The sequence below is a fragment of the Natronococcus roseus genome, from assembly GCF_043677095.1.
Classification (GTDB): domain Archaea; phylum Halobacteriota; class Halobacteria; order Halobacteriales; family Natrialbaceae; genus Natronococcus; species Natronococcus roseus.
This window is the reverse complement of record NZ_JBHLJR010000004.1, coordinates 410577-423262: the sequence shown is the minus strand read 5'-3', so window position 1 is coordinate 423262 and position 12686 is coordinate 410577. Positions and strand designations below refer to the sequence as shown.

Annotated in this window: 18 protein-coding genes and 1 tRNA gene; 7 read left to right on the top strand and 12 right to left on the bottom strand. The window is 66.7% G+C overall.

Annotation, left to right across the window (positions count from 1 at the left end; translation table 11 throughout):
• Nucleotides 1–22: 22 nt before the first annotated feature.
• A complete protein-coding gene (locus ACFEMD_RS13310; protein ID WP_394741463.1) occupies nucleotides 23–814 on the bottom strand; it encodes an N-acyl homoserine lactonase family protein in 792 nt (263 codons plus the stop codon).
• Nucleotides 815–1014: 200 nt separating this feature from the next.
• On the opposite strand from ACFEMD_RS13310, the gene ACFEMD_RS13305 reads away from it, so the two are divergent.
• Both ACFEMD_RS13305 and ACFEMD_RS13300 read left to right on the top strand, forming a co-directional pair.
• On the top strand, nucleotides 1015–1152 hold the full coding sequence (locus tag ACFEMD_RS13305; RefSeq protein WP_394741462.1) for a transporter: 138 nt from the start codon (nucleotides 1015–1017) through the stop codon (nucleotides 1150–1152).
• 67 nt (nucleotides 1153–1219) lie between these two features.
• Complete coding sequence (locus ACFEMD_RS13300) at nucleotides 1220–2518, top strand: NAD(P)/FAD-dependent oxidoreductase (RefSeq protein WP_394741461.1); 1299 nt, start codon at nucleotides 1220–1222, stop codon at nucleotides 2516–2518.
• 73 nt (nucleotides 2519–2591) lie between these two features.
• Here ACFEMD_RS13300 and ACFEMD_RS13295 read toward each other — a convergent pair whose 3' ends face one another.
• From ACFEMD_RS13295 to artA, 3 genes are all read right to left on the bottom strand, one after another.
• The gene (locus tag ACFEMD_RS13295) at nucleotides 2592–2996 is read right to left on the bottom strand and encodes a hypothetical protein (protein WP_394741460.1); all 405 of its coding nucleotides are present in this window, start codon (nucleotides 2994–2996) and stop codon (nucleotides 2592–2594) included.
• Between the two features lie 74 nt (nucleotides 2997–3070).
• Nucleotides 3071–3790, bottom strand: a complete 720-nt coding sequence (locus tag ACFEMD_RS13290; RefSeq protein WP_394741459.1) for a metallophosphoesterase — start codon at nucleotides 3788–3790, stop codon at nucleotides 3071–3073.
• Nucleotides 3787–4797 carry an archaeosortase A gene (artA, locus tag ACFEMD_RS13285; protein ID WP_394741652.1) on the bottom strand — a complete coding sequence of 337 codons (1011 nt, stop codon included), beginning with the start codon at nucleotides 4795–4797 and terminating at the stop codon, nucleotides 3787–3789. The genes ACFEMD_RS13290 and artA overlap by 4 nt, the downstream gene beginning before the upstream one ends.
• A gap of 107 nt (nucleotides 4798–4904) precedes the next feature.
• Between artA and ACFEMD_RS13280 the strand changes: the two genes are divergently transcribed.
• On the top strand, nucleotides 4905–5684 hold the full coding sequence (locus ACFEMD_RS13280) for a DUF7839 domain-containing protein (RefSeq protein WP_394741458.1): 780 nt from the start codon (nucleotides 4905–4907) through the stop codon (nucleotides 5682–5684).
• Between the two features lie 67 nt (nucleotides 5685–5751).
• Here the strand turns inward: ACFEMD_RS13280 and ACFEMD_RS13275 are convergent, their stop codons facing one another.
• The 7 genes from ACFEMD_RS13275 to ACFEMD_RS13245 all read right to left on the bottom strand — a co-directional run bounded on the left by ACFEMD_RS13275 (nucleotide 5752) and on the right by ACFEMD_RS13245 (nucleotide 9740).
• On the bottom strand, nucleotides 5752–7131 hold the full coding sequence (locus ACFEMD_RS13275; protein WP_394741457.1) for a flavin monoamine oxidase family protein: 1380 nt from the start codon (nucleotides 7129–7131) through the stop codon (nucleotides 5752–5754).
• A 79-nt stretch (nucleotides 7132–7210) separates the two neighbouring features.
• The gene (locus tag ACFEMD_RS13270) at nucleotides 7211–7390 is read right to left on the bottom strand and encodes a hypothetical protein (protein ID WP_394741456.1); all 180 of its coding nucleotides are present in this window, start codon (nucleotides 7388–7390) and stop codon (nucleotides 7211–7213) included.
• Nucleotides 7391–7466: 76 nt separating this feature from the next.
• Nucleotides 7467–8243, bottom strand: a complete 777-nt coding sequence (locus tag ACFEMD_RS13265) for a proteasome assembly chaperone family protein (RefSeq protein WP_394741455.1) — start codon at nucleotides 8241–8243, stop codon at nucleotides 7467–7469.
• 6 nt (nucleotides 8244–8249) lie between these two features.
• Nucleotides 8250–8429 carry an RNA-protein complex protein Nop10 gene (locus tag ACFEMD_RS13260; RefSeq protein ID WP_005553723.1) on the bottom strand — a complete coding sequence of 60 codons (180 nt, stop codon included), beginning with the start codon at nucleotides 8427–8429 and terminating at the stop codon, nucleotides 8250–8252.
• Nucleotides 8429–9283, bottom strand: a complete 855-nt coding sequence (locus ACFEMD_RS13255) for a translation initiation factor IF-2 subunit alpha (RefSeq protein WP_394741454.1) — start codon at nucleotides 9281–9283, stop codon at nucleotides 8429–8431. The genes ACFEMD_RS13260 and ACFEMD_RS13255 overlap by 1 nt, the downstream gene beginning before the upstream one ends.
• Nucleotides 9280–9453, bottom strand: coding sequence for a 30S ribosomal protein S27e (locus ACFEMD_RS13250; protein ID WP_394741453.1), 174 nt, complete (start codon nucleotides 9451–9453; stop codon nucleotides 9280–9282). Before ACFEMD_RS13250 ends, ACFEMD_RS13255 begins: the two co-directional genes overlap by 4 nt.
• A gap of 5 nt (nucleotides 9454–9458) precedes the next feature.
• Nucleotides 9459–9740 (bottom strand): 50S ribosomal protein L44e, encoded by a 282-nt coding sequence (locus tag ACFEMD_RS13245; RefSeq protein WP_394741452.1) that lies wholly within the window; start codon nucleotides 9738–9740, stop codon nucleotides 9459–9461.
• A gap of 124 nt (nucleotides 9741–9864) precedes the next feature.
• Between ACFEMD_RS13245 and ACFEMD_RS13240 the strand changes: the two genes are divergently transcribed.
• The 4 genes from ACFEMD_RS13240 (at nucleotide 9865) to ACFEMD_RS13225 (ending at nucleotide 12120) form a co-directional block, all read left to right on the top strand.
• On the top strand, nucleotides 9865–10131 hold the full coding sequence (locus ACFEMD_RS13240) for an HAH_0734 family protein (protein WP_278291410.1): 267 nt from the start codon (nucleotides 9865–9867) through the stop codon (nucleotides 10129–10131).
• A gap of 51 nt (nucleotides 10132–10182) precedes the next feature.
• A complete protein-coding gene (locus ACFEMD_RS13235) occupies nucleotides 10183–10629 on the top strand; it encodes a GtrA family protein (RefSeq protein ID WP_394741451.1) in 447 nt (148 codons plus the stop codon).
• Nucleotides 10630–10695: 66 nt separating this feature from the next.
• A tRNA-Met gene (locus ACFEMD_RS13230) sits at nucleotides 10696–10770 on the top strand.
• A gap of 474 nt (nucleotides 10771–11244) precedes the next feature.
• Nucleotides 11245–12120, top strand: coding sequence for a hypothetical protein (locus ACFEMD_RS13225; protein WP_394741450.1), 876 nt, complete (start codon nucleotides 11245–11247; stop codon nucleotides 12118–12120).
• Between the two features lie 11 nt (nucleotides 12121–12131).
• Here ACFEMD_RS13225 and ACFEMD_RS13220 read toward each other — a convergent pair whose 3' ends face one another.
• On the bottom strand, nucleotides 12132–12674 hold the full coding sequence (locus ACFEMD_RS13220) for a hypothetical protein (RefSeq protein ID WP_394741449.1): 543 nt from the start codon (nucleotides 12672–12674) through the stop codon (nucleotides 12132–12134).
• Nucleotides 12675–12686 lie beyond the last annotated feature (12 nt).

The following is a 12686-nucleotide window of genomic DNA, read 5'->3' as shown; positions in this document are numbered from 1 at the left end:
GTCGGCCCCCGCCGACGAACCGCTACAGCTCCCGCAACGTCTCGAGATCCCGCTCGTCGTGACCGCAGATAATCGTCGCGTCGTGGCGTCTCGCCTCCTCCTCGAGCAGCCGATGGCTCTCGAGCCAGGACCGCTTGCACCACAGTAGGCTCCCGCCCATCGGGTGTTCGTCCTCGTAGTTCTCCCGGACGTAGGCCTGGTCGCCCGCGATCAGGACGGTGCCCGCGTCCTCGAGTTCGAGACGAACTCCCAACAGGCCGGGTGTGTGACCCGGTAGACGGACGAGCTCGAGATCGCGGAAGCGCCCCTCGCGGTCGCCGTGAACGATATCCCAGTTGAGCTCCCGGTCGAAGTCGCCCGCGAGGTAGGCCTCGTCGCCCGCGTCGGTCTTGGCGCTGTAGTAGGCGTGTTTCAGCTCCCGCTCGTGGACGACGATCGGCACGTCGGTTCCCTCGAAGGCGTACAGCCCGCCCGCGTGGTCGAGGTGGAGGTGGCTCTGGATCACGCAGTCGATCTCCTCGAGTGCGTAGCCGGCCGACTCGAGGTCGTCCTCGAGCGGCCGGAGCCCGGTGTGTTCGAAGGCTGCGTACAGCTCGGCGGGCCAGTGGCCCGAATCGGCTTCAGGGTGGGAGCCGGTGTCCCAGAGGATCGTCGCCTCAGGGTGGTCGATCACGACGTTGTAGACGGGGCCGTCGCCCATCGTCGTCTCGGGATTCGGGTCGTCTGCCGTCCCCACCGTGTGGCCCTCGAGGATGTGGTTGTAGTCGGTCGTGATCGTGCCGCGCTCGATCGGCGTGAGTGTCACATCGACCATACCGTCCCTACGGTCGGTCGGAAGTTATAGTAGCCACTGAAAGTCAGTGCGCACCCGATCGCACGACGGCTGTGTGATCGGTGTGCAAACAGCTTCAGTTGTTACGATAGGAGTGGGCTTCCGTCGATCGCCGATCGAATCGGCGCACGCGCTGGAGATGCCTGCCACAGCGGTACCCGTCGCGAGGCCCACTGAACGGTATGGTCAGAGTGTCGACGATCGTCGCCCTGCTCGGTGTTGCACTGCTTCTGGTCCCGGTTCCGCCGTTTATCACCGCCGCGATCGGTATTCCGGTGATTCTGGCCGGGGTTGTCCTCCGGCTGCTGACGGACCACTGACGAGTTCGGGGTTTGCCCGGCGTCCGCGACGGGTACGACTTTCCGTCTCGGTTTCCAACGACCGAATATGACTCAGACGCCGCGAGCCGTCGTCGCCGGCGGCGGGCTCGCCGGACTCGTCGCCGCACGGCATCTCGCCGGTGCGGGACTGGACGTAACGTTGCTCGAACGCTCGGAAAACGTCGGCGGACGGGTTTGGACCCAGGAACACAGGGGGTTCCGGTTCGACCGCGGATTTCAGGTACTGTTCCCGTCGTACCCCGCCGTCCAGCGGGAGCTCGATCTCGAGCGTCTCGATCTGCGCCGGTTCGCGCCGGGTGCGTGCCTCGCTCGACCCGGCCGTCGGTCGACGCTATCGGATCCGATCCGGGATCCACGAGCGTTGTTCGCGACGCTGTCGAACACGGACGTCTCGACGGGAGACAAGCTCCGCGTCGCGCGGCTGGCGGTCGAACTCGCCCGACGCGATCCGGAGACGATCTTCGACCGTTCCGAACCGGACACGACCATCGAGGAATTCCTCCGCGATCGCGGATTCTCGGACCGGTTTATCCACAACTTCGTCGCCCCCTTCTACGGCGGGATCACCCTCGATCGGTCGCTGTCGACCTCGAGCCGGGTCTTCGAGCACACGTTCCGGACGCTGTTGACGAGCCGTGCGGCCGTTCCCGCGACCGGGATGGCCGCGGTCCCGGCCCAGCTGGCCCAGCACGCGCGGGATGCCGGCGCCAGCATCCGACTCGAGACCGAGGTGACCGACGTCTCGGTCGAGGGCGCGAACGGGGAGTCGGCGACGGTAACCGCGACCGAGAGCGAGTACGACGTCGACGCGGTCGTGGTTGCGACCGATCCGCCCGCGGCGCGGGGGCTGACGGGTGTCGAGTCGATCCCCACCGACGCCCGAGCCTGCGTCACCCAGTACTACGAGTTACCGGCGGGGACGGATCTCGAATCCGGAGGAAAGCTCCTCCTCAACACGGCCGACGAGGGCCCGAACCAGATCGTTCCCCACAGCGCGGTCGCTCCCGAGTACGCCCCCGACGGCGCCGAACTGATCAGCGCGACCTACCTCGGGGAGCGCGAGGAGAGCGACGCGGAACTCGAGACGATCACCCGCGAGACCCTCGAGTCGTGGTACCCCGACCGTCAGTTCGACGCACTCGAGACCCGGCGGACTGACCGAATCGAGTTCGCGCAGTTCGCGCAGCCACCGGGCTTTCGCGATCGACTGCCCGATCCCCGCGATCCGGACGGTCCGGTCTATCTGGCGGGTGATTACACCCAGTGGTCGTCGATCCAGGGCGCGATGAAGAGCGGGCGCCTCGCGGCGAAGGCGGCGGTAGACGACCTCCGCAGTCGCCGGTGAACGTCACTGCACTCCTGTTCGCACTCGAGCGGTAAAGTAAACCGTTTCAGGACCTCGATGGCCGAACGTCCGATCAGAGTCGGTCCTGAAAGAGAACTCCGTTCGTAACGAGCAGTACGCTCATCACGGCGATTTCGAAGGATGCGGCGCCGACGAGCCAGAACCCGAGTGCGACGCCGTTGAATCCGAGTGCGATAGCCGGCGCACTCGTCCGGATCGTCCGCAGGTAAGGAGCGATTCGATCGTCGCTCCCGCCGTCGACCGCTCGGTCCGTCTTGGCTCTCGCGTCGGATCCCGTCTCGCGACCGTCGTCCTCCGGACAGCTGTTCCCGTCGCGGGCCTCGTCGGGCGCCAGGAAGTCGGTTCCGCAGCGCCGACAGCTGATCCGTCGCCTCGAGAACGGCGTCGGGTAGTCCGCCGGACAGTTCGGGCAGACGAGGCGATCCGCAACCGAATGATGTTCCACGGGTTCGGCCATCTTGCTACCGGAGGGTATGTGTGATGTACTATATGTCTTTCCTTGGATACAGTCTTTTAATTTTATATTTCTGTTCAGAGGAGGTGACGCGACTCTCCTAACGGCGGGAACCACAGGGTCTCCCCGCTCGAGCGATCGTAGACGGCCGGGTAGTAGTCGTCGAGATCGCCGATCAGCGGCGACTGCAGGTCGCTCGAGCGGAGTCGGTTGACGGTTCGACCGCCCGCGAGGCGAGTAAACGCCGGGAGGATCAGGGTCGCCGTGCGGTCGTCATCGCCGGGATCGTACAGTGTGCAGGGCCGTTTTCGCCCGTCGATCTCGATCGCGGGATGTTCGTGCCCGACGACGTACCGTGTCGCGTCGCGGACATCGTCCGGAGGCGACTCGTGGCCGTGACAGACGACGGTCTCCCCGTCGGCCAGCCGGTACGCGGCTGTCGTCTCGCCGTCGAGCACCGACTCGAGCATCGTATCGTGGTTACCGGGGGTAACGACCAGCGAGGCACCGGCGGCCTCGACGCCGTCGACGAGCCGGGTGATCGATCGTTCGACGCCGCGAGGGATCCGGGAAAACGAGTGCAGCAGATCGCCGGCGATCACGACCGTTTCGGGGTTCCGGGCGGCGAGCAGTTCCTCGAGCCTGTCGCCGACGTCCTCCTCGCCGCCGATCGGTGCCTGGACCCTCGAGGCGGCGCCGCGTCCGAGGTGGAGGTCCGCGAGAACGAGCGTCTCGGCGCGGGGAAAGTAGACCGCTCGATCGTCCAGTTCGAAGGGGACGTCGACGGCGTCGGTCATGTGTCGCGAGAGCCGCCGTCGGTCCGGACGTCCGCGCCGAGGGCCGTCTCGAGATCGTACTCCGTGCCCGTGAGCACGAACAGCACCTCCTCGAGGGGCTCGAGGACCTCGGGGAGGATCTTGACCACCAGGTAGGTGACGCCGATCAGGGCGACGACCGCCAGCAGCTGGGAGATGTAGTTGTGCGCGACGAGGTAGGAGACGCGGGCCTCCTCGGCGCCCATGTAGGTCGTCACCAGCGAGACGACGAGGTCCTGCTGGAACCAGCCGTGTGGGGTCGCCAGACCGATGAAGACGTTCCGGACGAGGTTCAGCAGCCAGATGACGCCGATCGCGAGCGCGAACGCCGTCAGCTTTCGCCGCAGCGGAGCCGACACCGCGGCAATCAGTCCGCCGAAGATAGCCATGCTCCCGAGCCCGGTACAGGCGAGGACGATGTACGTCGTTCGGCCCGTCGCCGTCTCCTCGGAGTTGAAGTTGAACCGGCTCTCGTACCCGTTCATGCCCTCGTTGATGCCGGGGCTGTGACCCAGCAGCTCCATCCCGTAGTGGGTCTGGACCGCGGTCGTCTCGATCAGCCACTGGCGGACGATCGGGATCGTCTCCGCGGGCAGGTAGATCAGCCCCATGAGCGCGACGGCCTTGGTCAGCACGAACAGCGACTCCCGGCCGTTCCAGAGCAGGTAGCCGGTGTAGGCACACAGCGGTAAGGCGACGAGCGCCAGTACCGTCTGGAGGGGGCTCTGTGCGTCGTAGTAGTAGTACGGCACCATCGTCAGCCAGTAGGTGCCAAAGAGGAGCCAGGCGACCCCCGCGATCGGACGGGCGGGAACCACGACGTCCGACCACCGAACGAGCAACGCGAGGCCGAAGGCGACGATGGCGATCCAGGCCAGCGCGTCGATCGGCTGGGCGCTCCGGAGCGCCGAACCGACCGCACCGTTGCCCGTAGACGCGACGCCGACGGCGGTCTCGAGTCCGACCGACGTCGAGGAGGGCGGCGACATAGTCATTCTTTCTGATGTACTCTCGCGGTATCAACTTGTTGCCTCGACGACCGAAACCGACCGGCGACTGCGTACCTTTTTTGCCGCGCTGGGGGAAAACGACCCGTATGGTCGACGTCCTCGATAACAAACGGGCTGCGACGCGGTTCCGGATCCTCGTCCAGATCGCCGAGCGCCAGCCCGCCGTCAGCCAGGGAGAGATCGCCGAGGAGGTCGGCGTCACGAGCCAGGCCGTAAGCGAGTACATCCGCGAACTCGTCGACGACGGGCTCGTCGAGAAGGAGGGCCGCTCCCGGTATCGGGTCACCAAGGAAGGGGTCGACTGGCTCTTTCAGGCCGCCGGCGACGTTCGACGGTTCGCCGACCACGTCACCGAGGACGTGCTGGGCGCGATGGGCGAGGACACCGCGATCGCACTCGAGGATCTCGAGGAGGGCGACATCGTCTCGCTGTCGATCGACGAGGGGCTGCTCCACGCGGAACCCGGCGAGGTCGGACCGGCGACGGGCGTCGCGACGACCGACGCCGAGGCCGGCACCGACGTCGGCGTCACGAGCTTCGAGGGCGTTATCGACCTCGAGCCCGGCTCCGTCACCGTCCTGCAGGTACCCGCGGTGCGGTCGGGTGGCAGCCGCGAGATCAGCGCGAAAGCGATCACCGAGCACTGCGAAGACGCCGACCTCGTCCTCGCGACGGGCGTCGAGGCGGTCGTCGCCTGCCGACGAGCCGACGTTGATCCCGCCGTCACCTTCGCCGTCGGCGAGGTCGCGACCGATGCCGCCGAACGCGGGCTTGCAGTCACGGCAGTTGCGACGACCGAGGCCGTCGGTCGAGTCACCGACACGTTACGGGACGCTGCCGTCTCCTACGAAGTCCTCGAGGGGTAGTCGAGCCGAGCGGTGTTCCGGCCCCGCGTTCCGGGAACGGTCCGACGGATTCTCGCCGACCGACCGATCAGCCCCCTCGATCACTGCGATCCTCGAGAATTTCGCTCGCGACCCGCTCCCCCGAGCGGATCGCTCCCTCCATGAAGCCGCGCCACTCGAGGGCCGTCTCCGACCCGGCCCAGCGGACGCGACCGACCGGTTCGCGGAGCGTGTCGCCACAGGACGTCAGCGTCCCCGGGGTCATCGCGGCGTTGTACCCGCCCGTCGACCACCGGGTCTTCGACCAGGCCTCGTCGTCGTACGCCAGCGGATCGGTCGCCTGCGGCCCGAGGTAGCGGCCGAACTCCTCGAGCACCCGATCCCGGCGCTCGGCCGCGGGACGGTCGCTCCACTCGAGGGCATCGGCGCCGGCGACGAACCCGACCAGGAGACCCCGGTCCCCGTCGGGGAGCGTTCCGTCCGCGATTTCGGTTACGATGCCGTCGGTCGCCAGCACCGACCCCGAGTAGCCGTCCTCGCGCCAGAACGGCTCCTCGTAGGCGGCGAAACACTTGATCACCGCGCCCATCGGCATCCGCTGGACCAGCCCCTGTCGACGGGCGGGCAGCGGCGGCTCGTGGTCGATGCGGTCGATCAGCGGCGGCGGGACGGCGACGATGGCGTCCGAGACCGCGTACGCTCCGTCGTCGGTCTCGAGCGTCACGCCATCGTCCCGTCGCTCGAGCCGGCGAACCGGTTCGTTCAGTCGGATCGCGTCGCCGAGACCGTCGGCGAGCCCGTCCGAGAGCTGCTGGGTGCTGCCGGCGAGGCGATACTCCTGCGTTGCGCTGGTCGACTCGCCGGGGCTCTCGAGTCCGCCGCCGGCGTCGACGGCCGCGAGGAAGTACAGTAGCGAGATCGCGCTCGGCTCGACGGTGAACTCGGCGCGGACGAACGCGTCGAACGCCTCCCGGGCGGCCTCGGTCGCCATCGTCTCCCGCTTCCAGGACTCGAGGGTCGTCCCGTCCCACCGCTCGGCATCGGGCGCCTCGTCGGGCGACTCGAGGGGAACGTCGCAACGGAGGCTCTCGATCCGCTCGAGCGCCGCCCGCAGCTCCGCGGCCGACTTCTCCGGAAGTGCCCGAAAGCGGTCCTCGTGGTCGAACACTTCGCCCGCGACGGCGACCCGATCGAGGCCCGCGTCGTACTGCTCGCGAAGCTCGAGGTCGAACTCCTCAACCAGCTCGAGGATCCGGTCGTGGTCAGCACCGATCCACTCCGCGCCGCGGTCGATCGCGTCGCCGGTCGACAGCGAGCCCGCGGCCGTCCGACCGCCGACGCGGTCTCTGGCCTCGAGGACGACTACCTCGAACCCGGCGTCGGTCAGCTCCCGTGCCGCCGTCAGCCCGGCGAGCCCCGCGCCGACGACGGCGACGTCGTAGCGCTCGATCGCTCGAGGGTTGGTCATGTGTGGTCCGTTGGTCGAGGCGAAAATAGTGTTCGCGATTCGCGGGGGTCAGCTGGCCTGGGACGGCGGGCGAACCACGCTACCGGTCGACGTGGGGCCAGTCCGCTTCGGATACGAATTCAGTCCCGCCACAACAGCCACACGCTTCGGGTGGCTCGTACCGGTGGCCGGTGTCGGTACGCTCGGCGACCGTTCCGGCGTGTATCGTCTGACAGTCGACACAGACGTACTTTTCCGGAAGTTCGGGGCTGTGTGCCATGTCCGGGACCACTACGCCCAGAACGATATAACACGAGTACGACGTTACTCGCGGCAGCCGACTCGAATCGAAGCGACTACCCGATGTAGCGCAGGTCGTCGTCGGTCGGCACGTCCATCTGCTGTTGTTGTTGCTGCTGTTCCATCTCCTGGATCTTGCCGATGACGTCCTCCATCTCGTCGGCACGCTCGTCGAGACTCTCGTAGTCGAGTTCGAACCCGAGCAGCTCCTCGAGCACCTCGAGCACCGCGCGGGCGCTCTTGGGGTCGACGAGGTAGCCGCTTGTTTCGCCCATCAGGCAGGCGGCCTCGAAGCCCCGGCGCTCGCCCAGTCCGAGCAGGAGTCCGGAGACGCCGACGATGCCGCCGGCGGGCTCGTCCTCGCGGAACTCGACGCCCGCGTCCTCGAGGGTCTCGACCAGCGACTCGTCGCTGACCGCGCCGACGACGGCGTACTCGTCGATCAGTTCGCCGGTCGGCACGCCGCCGAGGGCGTACAGCTCGCTCGCGCCGAACTCCTCGGCGACGTCGAGAAACGCCGACGCCAGCACGTAGTGGCCATCGTTGGTCTGGGCCTGGTGGTCGCCGGTCAACACGAGCAGGTCGCGACCGTCGGGGACCGAGACGGCGTGGATCTCGGCGCAGGTCAGGTCGGCGACGCCGTCCTCGATGCTCACCTTCGGCGGGAACTCGTGAGAGTAGATCCGGCGGACGAGAGTGCTCTCGCCCTCGAGCTCCTCGAGGAGGTGTTCGGCCGCGAGGCTGCCGACGTGTCCGACGCCGGGCAGCCCCTCGACGAGTACGGGGTCGTCCAGCTCGACCTCGGCGACCGCGTCGATCTCGAGTTCGTCCATACCGTATCAGCGACTGCGACGTTTAAGAGCGCGTCGGTACTCGCCGTAGGCGTCCTCGGGGTCGAACGGCGCCGGCGCGCTGTTTACGGCCTCGGCGCCGCAGTCGGGACAGGTCGACAGAAGGGTGTACACCGGGCGGTCGTGGGCGTCGCGCCACGCCGAACAGACCCGGATGTCCGACTTCATTACTCGTCGTCGGTGCGCCGTTCGCGGTGGAACTCGCCGGAGCCGCCCTCGCCCTCGATCGCGGCGACCGCACGGCGGGCGCTCTCCTCGAGCTGGGACTCGGCGGTCTTGTAGTTGGGCGCACGGACGTTGATCCGGTACTCCGGAGCGCCGACGTAGCTGACCTCGAGGTCGACCTCGTCGGGGACCTCGCCGTCATCAGAAGCGTCCGCTTCTGATTGGCTCGAAAGAGCTTTGTTCTTTCGAACGTTCCCCTCGGCGGCCTCCAGGGCGGTACGAATGCCGTCGACGCCGCTCGGGGAGGCGTTCTCGAGATCGACGTAGCCGGTGACGTCGACGTACGGCACCGAGACGTTCTCTCGGGCGGTTTCGACGAGCGCGTCGATCTCACCCTCCGAGAGGTCGGTTCCCTCGAGCGCCTCCTCGCCGTGGATCGCGGCCTGCTTGAACCCGTCGTAGAGGCTGCCGTGGGCGCCGATCAACTCGTTGGCGACGGCGGTGTAGGTCTCGTCGGCGGCGTCCTCGCCGAGCGCGAGCGCCATCCAGTTGTCGGCCTTCTGCTCGTTTTTCCACTCCTGGATCTTATCGGAGCGCTGGTGGTCGTTGACGTCCTTGAGCGAGAGGTCGATCTGCTGGGACTCGGTGTTGACGTCGAGTACCTTGCAGACGACGATCTGGCCCTCGCGAACGTGATCGCGGACGTTCTTGATCCAGCCGCTCGCGACCTCGGAGATGTGGATCAGCCCGCGCTGGTCCTGGTACTCCTCGAGGTCGACGAAGACGCCGAAGTCCTCGATCTCGTCGATCTTGCCGACGACGAGCTCGCCGGTGTCGGGCCAGCCGCTGTACTTCATCGTGACTCGACTGTCTCTACGATCTCGTGGTCGATCTCGGCTTTGCCGCCGGTCGGTCGCGCCAGCGTCGTTCCGCAGACGGCACACGCGACCTCCGTGGAGGCCTTGCCGAAGACGGTCTGTTCGTTCTCGCAGTCACCGCAGCGGACGTTGTAGAAGTTTCCTGCCATAGTAATCACTCCTGGAACTCGAGTCGGCCGGCGCGCCATCCCTCGCGGAGGTGGGCCTTGCCGCAGTCGCTGCAGCGGTACTTGAGATCCGTTTTCTTCGTCGGCTTCTCGCCGCCGGGCACCTTCGAGAAGCGACCGGCGTTTCCGATCGTCGCGGTGTTGCGCCGGGTGCGGCGCGCGTCCCATTTCATCCCCGAGGAGCGGCCGGAACGGGACTTCTCGACCTCGTGCTCGTGGTGTTCGTTGCAGTGCGGACAGTACGTATTGAATCGGCGTGGCATCTGCATCGTTAGCTCACTTGACGTGGGCTAAGACAGCGCTGTTTAAAACCCGTTTGGTTCGTCGTCGACCCGATGGCGGCCCCCTTGGGCCTTCGAAGCGTTTAATCCCCTCTCGCGTGAACGCACTCGCATGAAGCGTCTCATCATCCACGGGGACCCGGGAATCCGGAAGGGGGCCATCGTGGAGTACGACGGGGAGGAGGTGGTGTGTTTCGCCGTGACGCGCAACGGCGAGTGGCACGGCCCCGAGAAGGTCCAACTGTGGTGTACCGTCGGCGCCGACTCGGAGTTCGAGGACTTCGAGAAGCGCAACTTCACCCCTCACTTCCTCGACGTCGACCGCGTCGACGCTGACGACGTCGACGTCGTCCGCGCGAAAGCCGACCTCGAGCTATAGCCACGAGCGCCGACCGTTCTCTCGAGACCGACACTCCAGCCAGGGACGGCAATGTCACGATCACCCACGGACGCGCTCCGGGTGCGGATCCGGGCGCTGCTCTCGACGACTCGGTTCACCCAGTTCGCGAGCGTCGGGCTCGTCGGCGCGACCGTCGACAACCTCGTTCTCGTCACGCTCGTCGAACTCACCGTTCTGGGACCCGTCGCCGCGAAGGTGATCGCCTGGGAGTTCGCCATCGCGGTGATCTTCGCGATCAACGAACGCTGGACGTTCGCGAGCCACGGCACCTCGAGCGCTCGAGCGCTCGGCCGGCGCTTTCTCCGATCGAACTTGGTTCGGCTCGGGGGACTTTTCGTCTCGCTGAGCGTGTTGACCCTGCTGGTGTACGGTTTCGGCGTCTGGTATCTGGCGGCGAACCTCGTCGGAATGGGGATCGGCTTCTTCGTCAACTACACCTGCGAGAGCCTCTACACGTGGAAGGTCCACCAGGGTTGACGACAGAAACCCACATACGGCGGCCGAATCACAACCCTTAACTAGCGCACCGGGTTACGAAGAAGTAGCGGGATGGGATAGCCAGGAGATTCCGGCGGGCTCATAACCCGCAGACCGGTAGTTCAAATCTACCTCCCGCTACTTTTCGAGGCGAGCAACAACGAGGAACGGAGTGACAAGTGGCGTGTGCCTCGAAAATAGTATAGAGGAGATTTGAACCAGGCCACGAGCGACCGCAGGGAGCGAAGTGGACGTGGTTCAAATCTCCCTCCCGTCTTCATCTCGAGAACGCTCGAGCCGTCCCCCAACATCGATTCGGGATACACGGTCGTCCGGCCGCCGCCAACTCGAGTAGAGGCCTGTTTTCCAGACAATCACTGTCGCCACCAGCTCTTGTGCCGTCCAGTGACGCCCTCCACACGGGTCACGGTAGCGAGGACGACCTCGAGTGGACCGGCCTCGAGCCGTTCGTGAGTTCGCTCCCGAATGACGGGACGAACAGCCGCTCGAGGGATGCCACGGGAACGACGATGTCGGCGCCTGAAACCAGTAAGTCGGCGAGGCGACCCCGCTCGAGCCGTCCCGTTTTTGGTGACACCGTCACAACCGACGGGTATGAGAGAGTCGATTCGGACGGTGCTGGCTCGCGTCCGAAACCCCGAGTACACCGGCGAGAACAGGTGCGTTCCGTGTACGATCGTCAACGTCTCGCTCGCCGCGGCGGCGAGCGCCATCGTCGGTCGCGTCTCGCGAAAGGGCGGCGCCGCGGCGTTCGCAGGTTCGCTGGCCGCGATCGGCCTCCGGGGCTACCTCGTTCCCGGAACGCCGGCGCTGACGAAGCGATACCTCCCGGCGCCGATCCTCGAGCGCTTCGACACGCACCCGCTCGAGGAGTCCGACGAGGACGCCGAGGAGCTGACGGCCGAGACCATCGAGGAGTACGAACGCCAGCAGGAACGAGCGGTCGATCCGGAGCGGTTCCTCTTGGACGTCGGCGCCGTCGAGGTCCGAGAAAACGATCTCGGCTTTACTGACGACCTCGCCGACCGGATCGATAATCGGCTTCGAACGCTGCCCGACGACCCGCTCGAGCCGGCGCTCGTCGCCGAGCTATACGGCCTCGAGCCCGCGGCGGTAACGGTCGCGGACCGTCCGTACCCCGCCGTCAGGATCGGCCGTCGGATCCACTCGTGGCCGTCGACGGCCGCCCTGCGAGCGGATCTCGCGACCCATCGTGCGCTCGAGGGATTGACCGATCGCTGGCGGGAGGTTCCGCAGGGCCAGCGGATCGAACTGCTCGAGGTGTTGCGATCGTTCCGCGAGCGCTGTCCGGACTGCGAGGGGCCGATCACGCTGACCGAGGACACCGTCGACTCCTGCTGTCAGACCTACGCGGTCCACGCGCTCAACTGCGACGGCTGCGAACAGCCGCTGCTCGAGTTCGATCCGGACGACGCCGATCGTGGTGCGAGCGGCGGCTTCCAGCCGTAGGGACTCGTCGATCAGGCGTCGTCCGGATCGACGGTGATCGTCGTCTCGTCGTACAGCCCCTTCTCGTCGGCGTCCGCGACGTTCAGGCCGGCACCGATCGTGTGCGTTCCAGGCTCGGCAGCCTCCCACTCGTCGTCGGCGACCCGAAAGTGCTGGTGCCAGCGCTTCGTGAACTGCTTTCGCTCGCCGCGGTCGAACCGGAACCCCTGGGGTTCCGCGGGCGGATCGTGAACCGGGATTTCGGCGGCGTCGACGAGCCCGTCGACGCTCCAGCGCCAGAGAATCGGCGATCGCGTCCTCACCGTAATCGGGAACGGCATCGCGTTTCGCATCGTCACTCGAAACGGGATCGCGACCCCGGCCGGGTACGTCGACCGCGGCGTCGAGACGTCGATCGAGATCGCCCAGTGACAGAGTCGGTCGGGAACGAGCCGACGGCTCAGGCTCGTGCTGTCGATCGACCGCATCGACTGCGGCTCGGTCTCTCGCTCCCGGGGGGAGAAGGGTTCGTCGTCGTCCCGGCGGAGAGCGCTCGACTCGTAGATCCGACGCATAGTCGATACAGG

What these genes read in the sequence shown, in the direction of transcription:
- ACFEMD_RS13265 (WP_394741455.1), bottom strand. Translation starts at nt 8,243, where the DNA reads ATGGACGAACTCGAGATCGACGCGGTCGCCGAGGTCGAGCTGGACGAC.
- ACFEMD_RS13280 (WP_394741458.1), top strand. Translation starts at nt 4,905, where the DNA reads ATGGTCGACGTCCTCGATAACAAACGGGCTGCGACGCGGTTCCGGATC.
- ACFEMD_RS13250 (WP_394741453.1), bottom strand. Translation starts at nt 9,453, where the DNA reads ATGGCAGGAAACTTCTACAACGTCCGCTGCGGTGACTGCGAGAACGAA.
- ACFEMD_RS13290 (WP_394741459.1), bottom strand. Translation starts at nt 3,790, where the DNA reads ATGACCGACGCCGTCGACGTCCCCTTCGAACTGGACGATCGAGCGGTC.
- ACFEMD_RS13300 (WP_394741461.1), top strand. Translation starts at nt 1,220, where the DNA reads ATGACTCAGACGCCGCGAGCCGTCGTCGCCGGCGGCGGGCTCGCCGGA.
- ACFEMD_RS13240 (WP_278291410.1), top strand. Translation starts at nt 9,865, where the DNA reads ATGAAGCGTCTCATCATCCACGGGGACCCGGGAATCCGGAAGGGGGCC.
- ACFEMD_RS13305 (WP_394741462.1), top strand. Translation starts at nt 1,015, where the DNA reads ATGGTCAGAGTGTCGACGATCGTCGCCCTGCTCGGTGTTGCACTGCTT.
- ACFEMD_RS13260 (WP_005553723.1), bottom strand. Translation starts at nt 8,429, where the DNA reads ATGAAGTCGGACATCCGGGTCTGTTCGGCGTGGCGCGACGCCCACGAC.
- ACFEMD_RS13270 (WP_394741456.1), bottom strand. Translation starts at nt 7,390, where the DNA reads ATGGCACACAGCCCCGAACTTCCGGAAAAGTACGTCTGTGTCGACTGT.
- artA (WP_394741652.1), bottom strand. Translation starts at nt 4,797, where the DNA reads ATGTCGCCGCCCTCCTCGACGTCGGTCGGACTCGAGACCGCCGTCGGC.
- ACFEMD_RS13245 (WP_394741452.1), bottom strand. Translation starts at nt 9,740, where the DNA reads ATGCAGATGCCACGCCGATTCAATACGTACTGTCCGCACTGCAACGAA.
- ACFEMD_RS13310 (WP_394741463.1), bottom strand. Translation starts at nt 814, where the DNA reads ATGGTCGATGTGACACTCACGCCGATCGAGCGCGGCACGATCACGACC.
- ACFEMD_RS13255 (WP_394741454.1), bottom strand. Translation starts at nt 9,283, where the DNA reads ATGAAGTACAGCGGCTGGCCCGACACCGGCGAGCTCGTCGTCGGCAAG.
- ACFEMD_RS13235 (WP_394741451.1), top strand. Translation starts at nt 10,183, where the DNA reads ATGTCACGATCACCCACGGACGCGCTCCGGGTGCGGATCCGGGCGCTG.
- ACFEMD_RS13275 (WP_394741457.1), bottom strand. Translation starts at nt 7,131, where the DNA reads ATGACCAACCCTCGAGCGATCGAGCGCTACGACGTCGCCGTCGTCGGC.
- ACFEMD_RS13295 (WP_394741460.1), bottom strand. Translation starts at nt 2,996, where the DNA reads ATGGCCGAACCCGTGGAACATCATTCGGTTGCGGATCGCCTCGTCTGC.
- ACFEMD_RS13225 (WP_394741450.1), top strand. Translation starts at nt 11,245, where the DNA reads ATGAGAGAGTCGATTCGGACGGTGCTGGCTCGCGTCCGAAACCCCGAG.
- ACFEMD_RS13220 (WP_394741449.1), bottom strand. Translation starts at nt 12,674, where the DNA reads ATGCGTCGGATCTACGAGTCGAGCGCTCTCCGCCGGGACGACGACGAA.